The organism is Algoriphagus litoralis (genome assembly GCF_003259255.1).
Lineage (GTDB): Bacteria > Bacteroidota > Bacteroidia > Cytophagales > Cyclobacteriaceae > Algoriphagus > Algoriphagus litoralis.
Genome location: NZ_QGOL01000014.1, coordinates 127459 through 143714, shown reverse-complemented (window position 1 = coordinate 143714; position 16256 = coordinate 127459). Strand labels below are relative to the sequence as shown.

13 protein-coding genes are annotated in these 16256 nt (G+C 43.2%); all 13 read left to right on the top strand.

Annotated features, from left to right (window positions below; all coding sequences use genetic code 11):
* The first annotated feature begins 7 nt into the window (after nucleotides 1–7).
* The 13 genes from DK188_RS17010 (at nucleotide 8) to DK188_RS16950 (ending at nucleotide 16255) form a co-directional block, all read left to right on the top strand.
* Nucleotides 8–1045 (top strand): cytochrome c oxidase subunit II, encoded by a 1038-nt coding sequence (locus DK188_RS17010; RefSeq protein ID WP_111672041.1) that lies wholly within the window; start codon nucleotides 8–10, stop codon nucleotides 1043–1045.
* An 11-nt stretch (nucleotides 1046–1056) separates the two neighbouring features.
* On the top strand, nucleotides 1057–2937 hold the full coding sequence (locus tag DK188_RS17005) for a cytochrome c oxidase subunit I (protein ID WP_111672040.1): 1881 nt from the start codon (nucleotides 1057–1059) through the stop codon (nucleotides 2935–2937).
* Nucleotides 2921–3997 (top strand): COX15/CtaA family protein, encoded by a 1077-nt coding sequence (locus DK188_RS17000; RefSeq protein WP_111672039.1) that lies wholly within the window; start codon nucleotides 2921–2923, stop codon nucleotides 3995–3997. The genes DK188_RS17005 and DK188_RS17000 overlap by 17 nt, the downstream gene beginning before the upstream one ends.
* A gap of 1 nt (nucleotide 3998) precedes the next feature.
* The gene (gene cyoE / locus DK188_RS16995) at nucleotides 3999–4904 is read left to right on the top strand and encodes a heme o synthase (RefSeq protein WP_111672038.1); all 906 of its coding nucleotides are present in this window, start codon (nucleotides 3999–4001) and stop codon (nucleotides 4902–4904) included.
* Between the two features lie 3 nt (nucleotides 4905–4907).
* A complete protein-coding gene (locus DK188_RS16990) occupies nucleotides 4908–5489 on the top strand; it encodes a cytochrome c oxidase subunit 3 (protein ID WP_111672037.1) in 582 nt (193 codons plus the stop codon).
* A 28-nt stretch (nucleotides 5490–5517) separates the two neighbouring features.
* Nucleotides 5518–6294, top strand: coding sequence for a cytochrome c oxidase subunit 3 (locus tag DK188_RS16985; RefSeq protein WP_111672036.1), 777 nt, complete (start codon nucleotides 5518–5520; stop codon nucleotides 6292–6294).
* Nucleotides 6295–6317: 23 nt separating this feature from the next.
* Nucleotides 6318–6647, top strand: coding sequence for a cytochrome C oxidase subunit IV family protein (locus DK188_RS16980; RefSeq protein WP_111672035.1), 330 nt, complete (start codon nucleotides 6318–6320; stop codon nucleotides 6645–6647).
* A gap of 74 nt (nucleotides 6648–6721) precedes the next feature.
* Nucleotides 6722–7390, top strand: coding sequence for an SCO family protein (locus DK188_RS16975; protein ID WP_111672034.1), 669 nt, complete (start codon nucleotides 6722–6724; stop codon nucleotides 7388–7390).
* Nucleotides 7377–7931 carry a DUF420 domain-containing protein gene (locus tag DK188_RS16970; protein ID WP_111672033.1) on the top strand — a complete coding sequence of 185 codons (555 nt, stop codon included), beginning with the start codon at nucleotides 7377–7379 and terminating at the stop codon, nucleotides 7929–7931. Before DK188_RS16975 ends, DK188_RS16970 begins: the two co-directional genes overlap by 14 nt.
* 37 nt (nucleotides 7932–7968) lie before the next feature.
* A complete protein-coding gene (locus DK188_RS16965; RefSeq protein WP_198673038.1) occupies nucleotides 7969–8214 on the top strand; it encodes a hypothetical protein in 246 nt (81 codons plus the stop codon).
* 54 nt (nucleotides 8215–8268) lie between these two features.
* On the top strand, nucleotides 8269–11976 hold the full coding sequence (locus tag DK188_RS16960) for an ATP-binding protein (protein WP_111672032.1): 3708 nt from the start codon (nucleotides 8269–8271) through the stop codon (nucleotides 11974–11976).
* A gap of 46 nt (nucleotides 11977–12022) precedes the next feature.
* Entirely contained in the window at nucleotides 12023–15487 is a 3465-nt protein-coding gene (locus DK188_RS16955; protein WP_232825759.1) for a hypothetical protein, read from the top strand.
* Between the two features lie 63 nt (nucleotides 15488–15550).
* Nucleotides 15551–16255 carry an SDR family oxidoreductase gene (locus tag DK188_RS16950; RefSeq protein ID WP_111672030.1) on the top strand — a complete coding sequence of 235 codons (705 nt, stop codon included), beginning with the start codon at nucleotides 15551–15553 and terminating at the stop codon, nucleotides 16253–16255.
* Nucleotide 16256 lies beyond the last annotated feature (1 nt).

Sequence of the window (16256 nt, the reverse complement as noted above, 5' to 3'; positions counted from 1 at the left end):
CTAAGATATGTACGGATTTCTGATTGGAGTAGGGGTTCTTCTGTTATTTTCCATCATTTGGATGGTATACAGAATTCAGACTTTGGTTTCTGTTGTAAAAGGTTCCGACAGGAAAATTGCCTCTGGGAGTAATAAAGTAAATGCTATTCTGTTTATCGTATTTCTAGTTGGAACCGGAATTTTAATGTTCTGGTATTCTATCAAGGAGTTTGATAACTATCAATTGCCAGTGGGTTCTGAGCACGGTGTCATTACTGATAAATTGTTTTGGATCACAATGGCTGTGACTGGAATTGTATTCCTCATTACTCACATTTTGCTGTTTATATTTCCATATAAGTATCAATACAAGGAAGATAGAAAGGCTACTTTCTACCCTGACAACAATAAGCTTGAGGTGATTTGGACAATTGTTCCTGGAGTAGTTCTTGCTGGATTGGTGATTTCAGGTTGGATGGCTTGGTCGGATATCACTGCTCCTGCTCCTGAAAAAGCTCACGTCGTAGAAATCATGGGATATCAGTTTGCTTGGGACGTAAGATATCCAGGTAAGGATAATGTATTGGGTGATTATGATTACAGATTGATCAATGCTTCCAATTCTCATGGTGTTGATTTCACTGATAAAAACTCTATTGATGATTTTCCTTCGCCGAAAGTAGTTATTCCCAAAGGTGAGCCGGTGCTATTCAAAATCAGGGCACGTGATGTATTGCACTCAGTCTTTGCTCCGCACATGAGATTGAAGATGGATGCAGTTCCTGGTATGCCAACTCGATTCTGGTTTGTTCCGACTAAAACTACGGAAGAAATGAGAGCGGAATTGAAAGATCCGGAATTTGAATATGAGATCGCCTGTACGGAGATATGTGGGCGTGGGCACTTCTCTATGAAGAAGGTGATTGAAGTGGTAGAGCCTGAGGCTTACCAGAAGTGGTTGGTAGAACAGAAAACTTTCATTCAGAATAACCCTGCCCTTGCGGAGGGATTAACTCCTGAATTGAAAGAACTGGCAGAGATTCAAATTAGAGAAAGCAATAAATAAAATTATAAGTTATGGCAACAGCAACTGTAGCACATCATGACGAAGCAGCTCACGAGCACCATGAGCATCATGATAATTTTATAACAAAATATATTTTCACTCAAGATCATAAGATGATTGGAAAGCAATTTCTAATCACGGGGATGTTTTGGGCGATAATTGGAGGATTTCTTTCCATTCTATTCAGATTACAGCTCGGTTTTCCTGAAATGAGCTTGGAGTTCCTTCGCCCGCTTTTGGGTGGATGGATTGATGAGACAGGGGCATTAGATCCTACATTCTACCTTGCGCTAGTTACAATGCATGGTACCATTATGGTGTTCTTTGTATTGACTGCAGGCTTGAGTGGAACATTCTCAAATTACTTGATTCCTCTTCAGATCGGTGCCCGTGACATGGCCTCTGGATTTATGAATATGCTATCTTACTGGTTCTTCTTTGTATCCGGTGTGATCATGTTTATTTCCTTGTTCATCAAGACAGGCCCTGCAGGTGGTGGTTGGGTAGTTTATCCTCCGCTTTCAGCTTTGGAGCAGGCTATTCCTGGATCTGGTCTTGGAATGACGCTTTGGTTGATTGCCATGACATTCTTTATTGCTTCTTCCTTGTTGGGAGGTATCAATTACATCACTACGGTAATTAACCTTAGAACGAAAGGGATGTCTTTCTCGAGACTTCCCCTGACTATCTGGGCATTCTTCTTGACTGCAGTAATCGGTCTTCTTTCTTTCCCTGTCTTGTTTGCTGCAGCTTTGTTGTTGGTATTTGACAGAAGTTTCGGAACATCCTTTTACCTCTCAGATATTTACATTGGTGGAGAAGCGCTTCCAAATACTGGCGGTAGCCCAGTGCTCTACCAGCACTTATTCTGGTTCCTAGGTCACCCAGAAGTATATATCGTATTGCTTCCTGCATTGGGTATTACTTCAGAAGTAATCGCGACGAACTCAAGAAAACCAATCTTTGGTTACAAGGCGATGATTATCTCCATGTTGGGTATTACGATCCTTTCATTTATCGTATGGGCTCACCACATGTTCGTTTCAGGTATGAATCCATTCTTGGGATCTATCTTCATGTTCTTGACCTTGATTATTGCTGTGCCGTCTGCTGTGAAGGTATTCAACTATCTCACCACGCTTTGGAGAGGTAATTTGATTTTCACGCCAGCCATGTTGTTTTCGATAGGACTTGTTTCCTTCTTCATCTCGGGTGGTTTGACAGGTATTTTCTTGGGTAACTCTGCCATTGACATTCAACTCCACGATACCTATTTCGTCGTTGCTCACTTTCACCTAGTAATGGGTTCTGCATCTTTCTTTGGATTGATGGCTGGAGTTTATCACTGGTTCCCTAAGATGTTTGGTAGAATGATGGATGCAAGACTAGGTTATGTCCACTTCTGGTTGACTTTTGTGGGTGTATATCTCGTATTCTTCCCAATGCACTATATCGGAATAGCAGGCTTCCCTAGAAGATATTACAATTGGACAAACTTTGAGTTTACCAACATGTACACTGATTTGAATATGTTCGTTTCAGCTGCTGCGATTATCACATTTGCTGCCCAGTTTATCTTCATTTTCAATTTCTTCTACAGCATGTACAGAGGAAGAAAGGCAACTTTGAATCCATGGAGATCAAATACACTGGAGTGGACCACACCATTGGAGCCGGGTCACGGCAACTGGCCTGGAGAGATTCCAACTGTGTACAGATGGCCATATGATTACTCCAAGCCAGGAGCAGCTGAAGATTTTATCCCTCAGACCGTTCCTTTATCTGCTACTCCAGAATCCAATCTTCCGCACGAGCAAGAGCTTGTGAAACTTGAGATGGAAATCATGAAAGAAGAAGCAGAGGTTTTGGTGGCAAATGAATCTAAGCACTAATACTTCAATAAACAGCTTTCGTAAGGTTTCCAGCCTTACAGTGATCGCTGTTTATTTTCTGATATTGGTTGGAGGAATAGTACGAAGTACTGGCTCAGGAATGGGCTGTCCCGATTGGCCAAAATGTTTTGGGAGTGTGATTCCACCAACAAGTGTGGATCAGCTCCCAAAAAATTATCAGGAAATCTACCTTCAAATAAGACTTGCTAAGAACGAAAGGTTTGTAGCGACACTTGAAAAATTAGGATTTGAAGAAACAGCTGGAAAAATTGCCAATGACAAGTCCATTTTGGTTGAAGAGGAATTTAATGCTACCAAGACTTGGATTGAATACATCAATAGGCTGATAGGTGTGGTGATAGGTTTATTCATCCTTCTCACAGTTTGGAAATCGTTCAAACTTTGGAAGATTGATAAGTGGATTCCGATCAATGCAATACTTTCCCTAATTCTGGTTCTGTTTACTGGTTGGATTGGTTCTATTGTAGTATCGACCAACTTATTGCCGTGGATGATCACCTTTCACATGTTGCTTGCGCTTGGTGTAGTTGGGGTCTTGCTGTACATCAACCATCGATCAGAGCGGCTTCAGGTTACCCATGGAGTGCAAATGGATGTGCCTGCTAAAGTCCAATGGGTTTTAGTCATCGGAACGATCTTGATGTTGGTACAGGTGGTACTTGGAACTCAGGTTCGAGAGCAAATTGATCAAGTAGCTTCGTCTTTGGGTGATATGCTCCGTGGCGAGTGGGTAGATCGTGTTGGGGTAGTTTTTCTTATTCATCGGTCGTTCTCTTTAGTTCTCTTCGGTATCCATGTCCTCTATTTCTTTTGGGCATTTAGATATGCTCTGAGGAGATCCAAAGTAAATCTTTGGTCACAGGTGCTGGTAGTATTGATAATATTGGAGATTGGCTCTGGAATGGGAATGGCTTATTTCGGTATCCCTGCGTTTCTTCAGCCAATTCACTTATTACTTGGCTCGGTAATCTTGGGTGTTCAATTTATTTTGATCCTTCAATTAAGAGACCATTTACAGTTTAAGTTAAACACAAATTGAAATGAGGACAGTTGGCGTAACTGACCATACAATAATCAGCTTTATTCTCACGAGAATCAAAGCTTATTCCGATTTGATCAAGTTGAGGTTATCCGCTTTGGTGACTTTTTCTGCTGTTTTTGGGTATATTTTAGGCGACCGGGGAGCTAGTTTTGGATGGACTGGGTTTCTTGGGTTAGCGCTAGGTGGGTTTTTGATTTCAGGTGCTTCAGGTGCGGCCAATGAAATCATGGAGCGGGACTTGGATAAATTAATGAAGCGTACTCAGAATCGTCCGCTTCCTCTCCACATTATTTCTCTCCAAGAAGCCTATTGGTTTACTTCATTTGTCGCTATTCTTGGAGTTTTCCTCTTATGGACTTTTACTAATCCACTCACCACTTGGTTGGGTATTTTGAGTATGGTGTTGTATGTTTTTGTTTACACTCCGCTCAAAAGAGTTGGGCCAATAGCCGTTTTTGTTGGGGCTATTCCTGGCGCCATGCCCCCATTGTTAGGCTGGACTGCAGCCACCGGTTCAATTACTTATGAAGCGCTAATTATCTTTGGTATTCAGTTCATTTGGCAGTTTCCACACTTCTGGGCGATAGCTTGGGTAAGCGATGAGGATTACAAAAGAGCCGGTTTCAAATTGCTTCCGAGTGGAGGAGGCCAAGATTTGAATACTGCTATTCAGATTATGATTTACACCTTGTTTCTTCTTCCTTTGGGATTATTGCCAAGTTATTTTGGACTCACAGGCCTCAATTCTGGAATAGTTGCGACTGTTTGTGGTGTGCTTTTTCTAGCGCAGACATTTTCCCTCATGCGTGATTGTTCGCGAAAGTCAGCTTTGAAGATCATGTTTGGATCATTTTTGTATTTGCCCATTGTCCAGATTGCTTACCTACTCGATAAACTACCTTAACACATGGAAAAGGAATTGAAATACGTCGATATGGTGGAACAGCCGATCTCTATGCACCCAAAGAAATTTGCGCTTTGGTTGTTTATGGTTTCGGTGGTGATGGTTTTTGCTGGCTTGACGAGTGCTTATATCGTTAGACAGGCCGAAGGAAATTGGCTTGAATACGATCTCCCTGAGATTTTCTGGATTACTTCGGGTATTGCATTAGCCAGTAGTGTTACACTTCATTGGGCCTACTATTCTGCTAAAAAAGATAATTTTCTTAACCTGAGAATTGGCATGTCTATGACAGTTTTGCTAGGGATTGCATTTCTTGTAGGTCAATGGTATAGCTGGGTGGCAATGGTGGATCGTGAGGTATTCTTTGTAGGGAATCCTTCGGGCTCCTTTTTATATGTATTTACAGGACTTCACGCTGCTCACCTGATCAGTGGTGTGATATTTCTGATTATTGTATTAATTTCGACACTTAGATTAAAGGTGCATTCCAAAGCCATGGATACGATGGAAATGGCAACGACTTATTGGCATTTTCTCGGAGGTCTCTGGTTGTATCTGTTCATGTTTTTGCTTCTTAATCATTAAAATAAAACCTGGTACTAATTATTAATTTATGTCTGCGCATTCTACTGCTATTGGAGTAAGCTCGAAAAGAGGCGTTTGGGGAGGAGGAAATGAACCCCTAAAAGCAAGCTATGGAAAACTCATGATGTGGTTTTTCCTGCTTTCCGACATCTTCACTTTTGCCGCATTTTTGATCAGTTACATCGCTATCCGAGTGAGCTACCCCGCTTATGAAGGCCCAGCCACTGATTTTGTCGGTTCAAATGAATACTGGCCGGTACCTGAATTGGTATTCGAAGCACTTCCTTTTCTACATGGAGTTCATGCCCCGTTGATTTTCGTAGGTATCATGACCTTTATTTTGATTGCAAGTTCCGTGACAATGGTACTGGCGGTGGAAGCTGGTCATAGAAATGACAGAAATGACGTAGTAAAATGGATGCTTTGGACTTTAGTAGGAGGTATTACTTTCCTTAGCTGCCAAGCATGGGAGTGGAACCACTTCATCCATGGAACTGATGGAGGTACTGTCTTAACTTATGTCAATACCCTTGGGCAAAACGTCACTGAAACTGTCTTCGGTGCCAATCTGGTAGTCAACGAATATGGACCATCCTCTTTTGCACAACTATTCTTCTTCATCACTGGATTCCACGGATTCCACGTGACCGTTGGCGTCTTTTTGCTATTCCTTTGCTTTTATCAGGCTGCTGTGGGGGTTTATGACAAAAGAGGTCATTACGAAATGGTTGAAAAGATTGGCCTTTACTGGCACTTTGTAGACCTGGTTTGGGTATTCGTATTTACGCTATTCTATCTGATCTAAGCACGCTATTAAATCTTTGAAATATGGAAATTCAGGAAAATAAGTCAACGCTGATTGTCGAAAAGCGTGACGAACAAAAAATCAAAAAGATCTGGAAAACAGCTTTTATACTGTTGGCGATAACCGTGGTAGAGTTCATTATGGCTTTCACGATTGATAGAGGATTTATTTTATACTTTCTCTTTATCGCTCTGACTATCTGGAAGGCCAAGTACATCATGATGGAATTCATGCACTTGGGTGACGAGGTGAAGCCTTTGTTTTATTCGATCATCGTACCGCTGATTTTCTTGGTATGGCTAGTGATCGCTTTAGTTAAAGAAGGTTCAGATATCTTCCTAATGCGTTGGTAAAAAATTGAAAAAATCGATAAAAATGGAAGGTTGGAGTGAATCACTTCAACCTTCTTTTTTGTTAACAGCATAGTATGAGAAGTCTGAGGTTACTACAAGGGATGGTGCTGGTGTGCATCTTATTGATTCCTGTTTTGGTTTTTATGTTTTTGAGGGGATTTGGGACAAATGAATATAATTTGCCGGTTTTCTTCGAAAAAGGCGTGGACAATCCATTCCTGGAATGTCCTGTTACAGACACTACCCAACATTACATTCCTGAATTTACTTTTACCAATCAACAAGGATTGCCAATTGGCAAAGGTCAGATGGAAGGGAAAATCACCATAGTGGATTTCTTTTTCACTTCTTGTCCAAGTATTTGTCCAGTCATGTCCAAAGAAATGGAGCGAGTCAATGACATGTTCAGAGAAGAACCAAAGGTTCAAATCATGTCAATCAGTATCGACCCAGAGTTTGATACTCCTGCTATTCTCAAAGACTATGCTGATGAACACGGGGCGATCCCAGGTAAATGGCATTTTCTATCTGGACCCAAGGAGGAAACCTACCAACTTGCCCGTTGTGGATTTGTGATTCCAACACTAGATGGAAATGGAGTCCCGGATGATTTTGTCCATAGTGACAAATTTATCCTTGTAGATGAGCAGGGGAGAATTCGCGGCTACTATAGCGGAACAAATCGCGAAGATGTTGATTTATTAATGTTAGAGACTAAAGTACTATTACATGCAAGCAAATAACGGATCGATGCTTCAAGAAGAAGCAAAAGTAAAGAACTGGATCATTGGAATCTCGATTGCTATTCCTTTGGCTGTGGCGGTTTTATTGTTTATGCCGGCCAAAATCACTGCCTTGGGTGATTGGGTATACTTTCTTCCGCATTTGAATGCAGTCATCAATTCTGCAGCCTCTCTTGCCTTGATCTTAGGTTTGGTCTTTGTGAAACAAAAGAAGTACAGTTATCATGGCGCCACGATGACGATTGCTTTTGTTTTGGGAGCAATTTTCTTGGTTTCGTACGTGATTTATCATGCTTCGGCAGAGAGCACCTCCTTTGGAGGTGAGGGAGCTATCCGTTCGGTGTATTACTTTCTGCTGATCACACATATTGTATTCGCTGCCGTCGCACTTTTCCCAATACTCTTCGCCTATTACTATGGCTATACAGATCAGCGGGAAAAGCACCGAAAAGTGGTTAAATTCGCCTATCCGATCTGGCTTTACGTATCTATCACTGGAGTGATCGTCTATTTGATGATCAGTCCCTATTATGTGAATTGATCGCCTAATCATCTCAACTAGCTAATCCTCAAATGATATGAAGCTGAAATCACTCTTTCTCGTAGTATTCTTCTTTGGGTTCCAGATGGCAAGTTTTGCCCAGTGTGCAATGTGTCGCGCTTCTGTCGAAAACAATGTAAGTAACGGCGATACCAGTATCGGCGCAGGACTGAATAGTGGCATTCTTTACCTCTTTGTCATGCCATATCTCTTGGCTGCCGTGATCGGGTATTTATGGTATAGATCATCCAAAAAGAAAAAAGCCAAACTCTCGCTTCGATAAGAGATCTAAAGGCAAAGTTTGATACCAGACTTTGCTTTTTTATTTTTAGGATAAATGAGCTTCAAAACCCGACGACTGATCATCTTGATCAGTATTCTTTCCCTTTTCGTAGTACTGGTTCTCAATTTTTTCGTTTTTCAAAAAAGCGAAGAAGAGAAATCCTATGAAGCCATCCAGCTTAAAATTCAAGCTGCGGATAGAGAATTTGACGATGATTTTATTCGGGTGTTGATGGATGTTAGGCCTGAAGATTCCATCACTTTTGAGCAGGTCAGTAACCCAGACCATACCTACCCTTTCTTTGTTCTGGATATGTCCGGGGATTTGGTTTTTTGGTCAGATTTCACCACGACGTTCGATTTCTCGGAATTGGACCTGAACAAAGAATTTCAGCTCTTGGAAGATCCCTTTGGAACCTTCTTTATCAAGATCCGAAAGGTCAAACGAAATGCCAAGGACTATTTTCTGGTGCATACCTTACGGCTAGTCTGGCCCGGGAATATCGAAAATGACTATCTCAGTACAGGGCCTAATCCGGATTTTTTCGGAAATGACAGATTTCAGCTCTATGAAAATCCAGAGGACGGTGCGTTTCAAATTCTGTCTTCCACGGGTAAGCCTTTGTTTGGTATCAGTTTTCAATTGGGCTATGAGCCTGTCGGCAAAGTGTCAAATACGGCACTTCTTATATTTATCTCCTCGATTTTTTTGCTCTACTTTTTGTTAAGCTTTGATTTTCTGCGAAAAAAATGGAGCGATGGCCACCAATGGCAGACCATCAGCTATGGTTTTTTGATTCTGGCCACTATCCGGCTTGGAATGGTTTTGCTGAATATTCCCGGAGGATTTTTTGAAACAGAACTATTTGACCCGGCGAATTATGCCTCTTCGTGGTTCAATCCTAGCTTGGGTGATCTCTTGCTTAATACAGTATGTTTTGGTTTTATTTTGGGTTTGATCGTCTTTCAGCTTTCATCCAAGAAGACCTTACAGCAAGTATCCAACTACCTTCAGGCCAAGAATGGATTTGAACTGGGCTTGTTTTTTTCACTACTACTGAGTTCGGTGTTTTTTGCCTTAGTTTGGTTTTTCCCGAGAGACTTGACCTTCAATTCCCAATGGGTGCTGGATATCCGCTCGATTCCTACCTTTGATGTTTTCAAGGGATTGAGCATCCTGATTTTGTTTTTGTGGGGCTCTGTGTATGTGTTGATTTCGCTTACGGTCTTCAGCGTATTATTCAGTTTGCAAAAGAGCAAGGCCATGTATCTGAAATACATTCTGGCTTTGGGAGCCCCTATTTTAGTGGTGTCCTTCTGCTTCAATTTCTGGTTTGGGGTGGCTTGGTTGATCCATTTCCTCTTTTTATTCAGCATTATCCGTTTTGAATTGTTCCAGAATGTTTTCAGGCTGGGACTGGACACCTTTCTGACGTTTTTCTATGCCTGCTTGGTCACAGCAGGAATTATTGGCGTGAGTACTTTTCAGTCGGATCAGGAGCGGCTGATTCAGTCCAAGACTCGGTTTGCTAATCAAAACCTAATTGAAAATGACGTGATGACGGAGTTTTTTCTCGAGGATATTTTTTCCCGAATGAAAAATGACCTCTTTATCCAAAACAGGATGGTGGACCCTTTACTTTCTAAAGATCCTGTCGAAACTAAAATTCGGAAGATTTATCTCGATAATTATTTTGATCAGTTTGAGGTGGTGATTCGCATCTTTTCTGCCTCAGGACAGCAGATTCAAGGCCCGGCAGAGCAGCAGGACCTTAAAGAGCTTCGCCAAAATTATGTCAAAAGTGACTTTGCGACCGGGGTTAGAGACCTTTATTTCATTCGGGGAAAAGAAGCCACTGCAGGAAATAAGTTTGTAGCCTTCATTCCGGTTTTGAAAGAAGATAATTTGTTGGGTACCGTATTTTTGGAATTAAATCAACTCCGGATCCAGCCCGGTAGTGTCTACCCTAAACTTCTCCTGGATCGAAAGTATGCTGATAAGCTCGATCCGCTCAATTACGACTATGCTGTCTTTCGGGAAAAAGAATTACTACGGAGTTCCGGTACGTTTAATTACTATCAGGGTGAGTTTCTAAATGAGCTCGAAAGAGATCAATTGTTTGAAACCGGGATTTTATCACAGGGATTTCATCATTTTGGGATGAAAAATGGAGAGGAAATCATCGTGATTTCTTCCCCAACTATCTCATTCTCCCAATTTTTTGGAAACATCTCACTTTTCTTTGTGGCATTTGTCTTTTTGACCTTTCTCGCTATTCTGCTGAATACTTTGCTCAAAGGCTACCGCAACTTTGAATTCAACTATTCCACCAAGCTTCAGTTGTACCTGAACTTCGCTTTCTTTTTCCCGATCATTATCATTTCGATCATCACCATCGGCCTGTTGGGTGGCAGCTACAAGGACGATCTCAATCGACAGTACACTGAGAAGGCACGATTGATCCGCAGCAATCTCGGCGTATTCTTCAATAATCAGAACCCCGCCAGCGTGGATCGGGATCTGCTCAATGAAGAGATCAATTCTCTAGCCAATACTATTGCCAGCGATATCCACCTGTACACGCCTGAAGGCTATCTGGAGTCAACCAATAGGCCCAATATTTTTGAAAAGAAAATCTTGGCCCCCTGGATCAATCCGGCTGCCATGGCAGGGATCATGGAGCAGAATCAAATCCAACTTTTGGTCAATGAGCGGATCGGTAAACTACGCTACCAGACCGTCTATTTGGCTGTGCCTTCCCAAGTAGACCAATCGTATATCGGTATTTTGGCGGTTCCGTTTTTCGAGTCTGAGACCGAGCTGAATTCGTTGATTTCAGACGTGTTGAGCAATATTTTTAATGCGTTTGTGGTCATTTTCATCCTGTTTTTGATTGTTTCCTCCTTTGTGTCCAAAAATCTGACTTTGCCTTTTAAGCTGCTCACGCAAAAGCTGAAAGCGACTAACCTCGAGAATAACGAACCGATGTACTGGGGATCTAAGGATGAAATTGGTCTGCTTGTCAATGAATACAACAACATGCTCTTCAAACTTGACGCGAGTAAAAAAGTCCTCGCCTCTACGGAAAAAGAGTCGGCCTGGCGTGAAATGGCCAAGCAAGTCGCCCACGAAATCAAAAATCCCCTTACTCCGATGAAACTGACACTGCAGCATCTTCTTCGGTTGGATCAAGAGGGGAAGCTGGAAGATCAGCAGAAGCTCCGCAAATCCTTGGAGACGCTCATTCACCAAGTCGACGCGCTCAGTGGGATTGCATCCTCCTTTTCCACTTTTGCAAAAATGCCCCTACCCAAGAACGAATTAATGAACTTCAAGACGGTCTTGACGCAGGTCTTGGAATTATTTAAAAACGATAAACGGGTGCAGTTGGAGTTTCTGGATGATTCCTACACTGAAGAAATCATCATCATGGGGGATGACAAGCTTTTCGGTAGAGTCATCGCCAACTTGATCATCAATGGAATTCAGGCCGTACAGCCAGGAAAAGCACCACATATTAAAATCTGGCTGTGGATGACTGAGCAGTCGGTTTTCTTGGAGATTGCAGATAATGGGAAGGGGATTCCGCCCGAATTGAAAGATAAAATCTTCATCCCTAATTTCAGTACCAAATCAACCGGCTCCGGTTTGGGTCTAGCCATTGCCAAAAGTGGAGTCGAGACCGCAGGAGGAAAGATCTGGTTCGATACGGAAGTGGGGAAAGGGACGACTTTTTACCTCACATTTCCATTGGTCGAATAGTTTTGGCTTTTTACTACCTTGAAACGAAAAAGGGCCGAAAGATCTGATGCGTGTTTGGTTAGCTTCCGTTTTTTTGTTTTTTGGACTGAGCTTTACGAGTCAGGCTCAGGAAAAATGCCGCTGGTTTCCTGCCGAATACTTCTCCCAGCCCAGTATCCTCGATTCGCTTTTTGCAAGTGAACAAAGCATCCGTGTCCTCGATAAGTCGGGCAAAACTTACCCGTTCACTTACGACCTCTCCAATCGCACACTTCTTATCGACTTTGATCCCTCTTCGACCCCGGATTCTGTGCAGGTGTGCTATAGAACACTGGCTATTCGGATGGATCAGACGTTTGCCAAGCGAACTTTGCTGGAAGATTACGATTCTACCGCCATTTTTAAGGATAATCGAATTCAGACTCTTCCTGATTTTGACATTCGGGAAGAGCTTTTTCCCAGTACCAATCTCTACAAAACCGGAAGTCTAACCCGTGGAGTTTCTTTTGGCAATACACAAAATGTATTTGTCAATTCAGCACTCAATCTCCAATTGGAGGGAGATATCGGCGAAAATCTGAAAATCAGGGCAAGCATCACTGATCAGAATGTACCGTTTCAGCCCGAGGGCAATACCCAGCAAATTCAGGATTTTGACAATGTACTGATCGAACTTTACAATGATAACTTCAGTCTGGCCGCAGGGGATGTGGTCCTGCAGCAGCGGCAATCGGAGTTTCTTCAATATTATAAAAATGTGCAGGGGCTGCAGTTCACTTCCAAATACAAGCTAAAAAACAACTGGGAGGCCAGTTCGCAGGGATTTGTATCGGTGGCCAAAGGAAAATTCGCCTCCATCCAGTTGCCGATCATCGAGGGTACACTCGGACCTTACCGCATCAGTGGACCAAACAATGAGCGCTTTGTGATAATTATGGCCAATTCGGAGCGGGTTTTTTTGGATGGGAAGCAGCTGCAGCGGGGGTTTAATGCAGATTACGTGATCGATTACAATCAGGCTGAGATAACCTTCACCCCCAAAGTCCTCATCACCCAATACTCTCGGGTTCGGGTGGATATTGAGTTTGCCGAGCGAAACTACTCCCGGTCAATTCTGGGAGCCAATCACCTGCAGACGAATGGAAAAGTTGATTTCTACCTGAATTTCTATCAGGAAAAAGACAATCGAAACCGACCACTTTTCACCGAGTTTTCCCAAGGAGAACAGGCTTTATTGGCGTCAGTGGGAGATCGAGTGGAAAATGCTGTGATTCCAAGGATAGATTCAGTTGCCTTCGATCCTACTCGAATTCTCTATGAAAAAGTGTCCGAAGTGGATGACTTTGGAAATGTGACTACATTTTACCGCTACTCCACGGATCCTGAGTTGGCACATTTTGCCCTTTCGTTTTCTCAGGTGGGAGTCAATCAGGGTGATTACAGACGGACTTCCCAGCTTTCCAACGGGACTGTTTTTGAATATGTCCCTCCCGTCAGTGGACAGCCCCAGGGTGACTATTCAATCCTTACCCAGCTTCCTGCACCGGACAGTAAGCGAATGACGACTGCAGGTACACGGATTAAATTGGGGGAATATGAAAAAGTTTACACGGAAGTGGCGCTTTCCTCTGTGGATAAAAACCTCTTTTCTTCCCTCGATGATGAGGACAATCAAGGCCTGGGATTGAAAGTCGGACTTCAATCGGAAAATCGGGAGTTCGGGATTTTCAAAGGGTATAAATTTAAAGGCTTGACCGAGATCGAGTACAACACGACCAACTTCAATTTTATCGATCGTTTTCGATATATCGAGTTTGACCGGGACTGGGGATTATCTCCCGAAACCTTGGAAATTCCTGCTGCGGAGCGGTTTTTCCTAACGCAGATTGGCCTGGAAAAAGATGTCAAAAACACCTTCAATTACAAGCTTTACCTCAGAAATCGGGAAAATGTCCTCAGCGGATCTCAGCATACAGCCAATTGGACAGCCGAACTCGGACGGCGGTTTTTGATCCGTCAGGAGTTTTTCAGGATGCAGAGTGATCAGGACAGCTTGACTTCAGACTGGACCAGATATCTGGGAAATATCAGCTACCAATCCAAAATCTTGGTGCCAGGCTACCAGTTTTCTTTAGACGAAAATGCGTTCAAAAATGCTGAAACTGACTCCGTGATCAGTACGGCCATGAATTTCAAAGAACATTTGGTATATCTCCGAAGCAGTGACACGCTGAGTTATTCATTTTTGGTAGATGCAGCCTGGAGGGAAGACAAAGCTCCGGTAAATGGGCGCTTGCTCGACGATACGCAGGCTTTCACTTCCAATTTTACCTTCAGAAAGCAATGGGTCCAGCATAGTCTCAGCAGTACATTCACTTATCGGGAATTGGCATACCTCCAGCGCGACCTCCCTACCGAACTGACCGTGATGGGAAAAGTGGACTACGCGGGAAGCCTGGGCAAAAACATCATCAGAAATGAAATCAGTTACGCCATCGGAAATGGACGCGAGCTCCAGCGGGAGTTTGTTTTCCTGCCTGCTCCCAATGGTGACGGAACCCACACTTGGCGGGATGATAACGGTGACGGAATCCAGCAGCTCAATGAATTTTACATCGCGATCAATCCTGAGGAAAAGCAATACATCAAAATCTTTGTCCCTACGGATACTTACGTGCAGGCTTATACCAGCTTGCTCAATTACCGCATCCAAGCCAGATTTCCCGAATCCTGGAAAGAAGCTGGGGGCGTCTTAGCATTTCTCCACAAATTCTCCAACACCTCCAGCCTGAGTGTGGAGAAAAAAGTAACCTCGGATGATTTTTGGGATCGAGTCAATCCATTTATTGGTTCGATAGACCGGGATCAAATTCTTTCCCTTCGACAGATTATTCGGACGAGTTTCTTCTTCAATCGGGCTTCGGCCAAGTATGGATTTGACTTGTCCTTGTTTGATTCTCAGTTGAAGCAACTGCTCTCCGGAGGATTTGAAGATCAAATCCAGCAGGACTGGAAGCTCAATACCCGCTATAATTTCAATGCTGTCCTTACCCTGAGAGTCATCGGAAGTACCGGCAACAGAGTTTCTGCCTCTGACTTTCTTGACAACCGAAACTACACGATTAATCAGTCCAGTATTGGACCTGAATTGGCATGGCAGCCCTCACCATACTTCAGGACGACGGGCTCGTATTCGTTTACAGGAAAAGAAAATACGCAGAATATAGAGTTTGAGGAAAGGGCCCAGACCCATCAGATAGGCTTGGATATGCGCTACGCGAAAGCGATAAAAACTACCCTGACGGGAAATCTGCGACTGATCCAGATCGATTACAATGGGGAAGTCAATTCGCCTGTGGGCTATGAAATGCTGCAAGCTTTGACTCCCGGAACGAATGTGACATGGTCGCTCAATTGGCTACAAAAGATCGGAGAAGGGCTTCAATTAAATCTTGTCTATGAAGGGCGAAACTCCCAAGGGCTCGATCGGCTCGTGCATGTCGGTCGGATGCAAGTCTCCGCGCTGTTTTGATAAAAAAATGTAACTTTGCTCGCTGTAGATAGTTGTCATACTAACTATTAAAACACGAACAAAATGAACAAAAGTATCCTCGTCACCGGAGGCACTAAAGGAATTGGACGGGCCATCATTGAGCGGTTTGCAAAAGAAGGCTTTGATATCTTCACCTGTGCCCGAAATGAACAGGATCTGATTTCCCTTCAGGCATATTTGGAAACAACCTTTCCGGGTATTACCGTTTTGGCTTTGCCGGCTGATCTTTCCAAAAAAGAAGAAGTCGTCTGGTTTTCCGCTGCAGTGAAAGCTGTTGCGCTTCCGGATGTATTGGTGAATAATACCGGGATTTTTCTTCCTGGATCCATTCATAATGAACCTGAAGGGAACTTTGAGTTTATGATGCAAACCAACCTATTTTCCGCATACTACCTGACTCGTGCTTTTGTCAACGAAATGATGGCAAGGAAATCGGGTCATATATTCAGCATGGGATCCATTGCTGGATTGACGGCCTACCCTAACGGCGGTACATATGCGGTGACCAAATGGGCCATGCTTGGCATGACCAAATGCCTGCGCGAAGAGCTCAAACCTTTTCAAATTAAAGTAACTTCCATTCTTCCCGGAGCGACTTACACAGCGAGTTGGGAAGGAGTGGATCTGCCAGAGGAACGTTTTATTCGTGCCGAAGATGTGGCAGAAAGTGTCTGGGGCGCTTATAACCTTTCCCCACAAACTGTTGTTGAAGAAGTAATTATCCGCCCCCAACTAGGAGATTTATAAA

Excerpts from the sequence above, each read along its gene's own strand:
- DK188_RS17000 (WP_111672039.1), top strand. The coding sequence starts at position 2,921 with ATGAATCTAAGCACTAATACTTCAATAAACAGCTTTCGTAAGGTTTCC.
- DK188_RS16950 (WP_111672030.1), top strand. The coding sequence starts at position 15,551 with ATGAACAAAAGTATCCTCGTCACCGGAGGCACTAAAGGAATTGGACGG.
- DK188_RS16975 (WP_111672034.1), top strand. The coding sequence starts at position 6,722 with ATGAGAAGTCTGAGGTTACTACAAGGGATGGTGCTGGTGTGCATCTTA.
- DK188_RS16970 (WP_111672033.1), top strand. The coding sequence starts at position 7,377 with ATGCAAGCAAATAACGGATCGATGCTTCAAGAAGAAGCAAAAGTAAAG.
- cyoE (WP_111672038.1), top strand. The coding sequence starts at position 3,999 with ATGAGGACAGTTGGCGTAACTGACCATACAATAATCAGCTTTATTCTC.
- DK188_RS16955 (WP_232825759.1), top strand. The coding sequence starts at position 12,023 with ATGCGTGTTTGGTTAGCTTCCGTTTTTTTGTTTTTTGGACTGAGCTTT.
- DK188_RS16980 (WP_111672035.1), top strand. The coding sequence starts at position 6,318 with ATGGAAATTCAGGAAAATAAGTCAACGCTGATTGTCGAAAAGCGTGAC.
- DK188_RS16990 (WP_111672037.1), top strand. The coding sequence starts at position 4,908 with ATGGAAAAGGAATTGAAATACGTCGATATGGTGGAACAGCCGATCTCT.
- DK188_RS16960 (WP_111672032.1), top strand. The coding sequence starts at position 8,269 with ATGAGCTTCAAAACCCGACGACTGATCATCTTGATCAGTATTCTTTCC.
- DK188_RS16965 (WP_198673038.1), top strand. The coding sequence starts at position 7,969 with ATGAAGCTGAAATCACTCTTTCTCGTAGTATTCTTCTTTGGGTTCCAG.
- DK188_RS17005 (WP_111672040.1), top strand. The coding sequence starts at position 1,057 with ATGGCAACAGCAACTGTAGCACATCATGACGAAGCAGCTCACGAGCAC.
- DK188_RS17010 (WP_111672041.1), top strand. The coding sequence starts at position 8 with ATGTACGGATTTCTGATTGGAGTAGGGGTTCTTCTGTTATTTTCCATC.
- DK188_RS16985 (WP_111672036.1), top strand. The coding sequence starts at position 5,518 with ATGTCTGCGCATTCTACTGCTATTGGAGTAAGCTCGAAAAGAGGCGTT.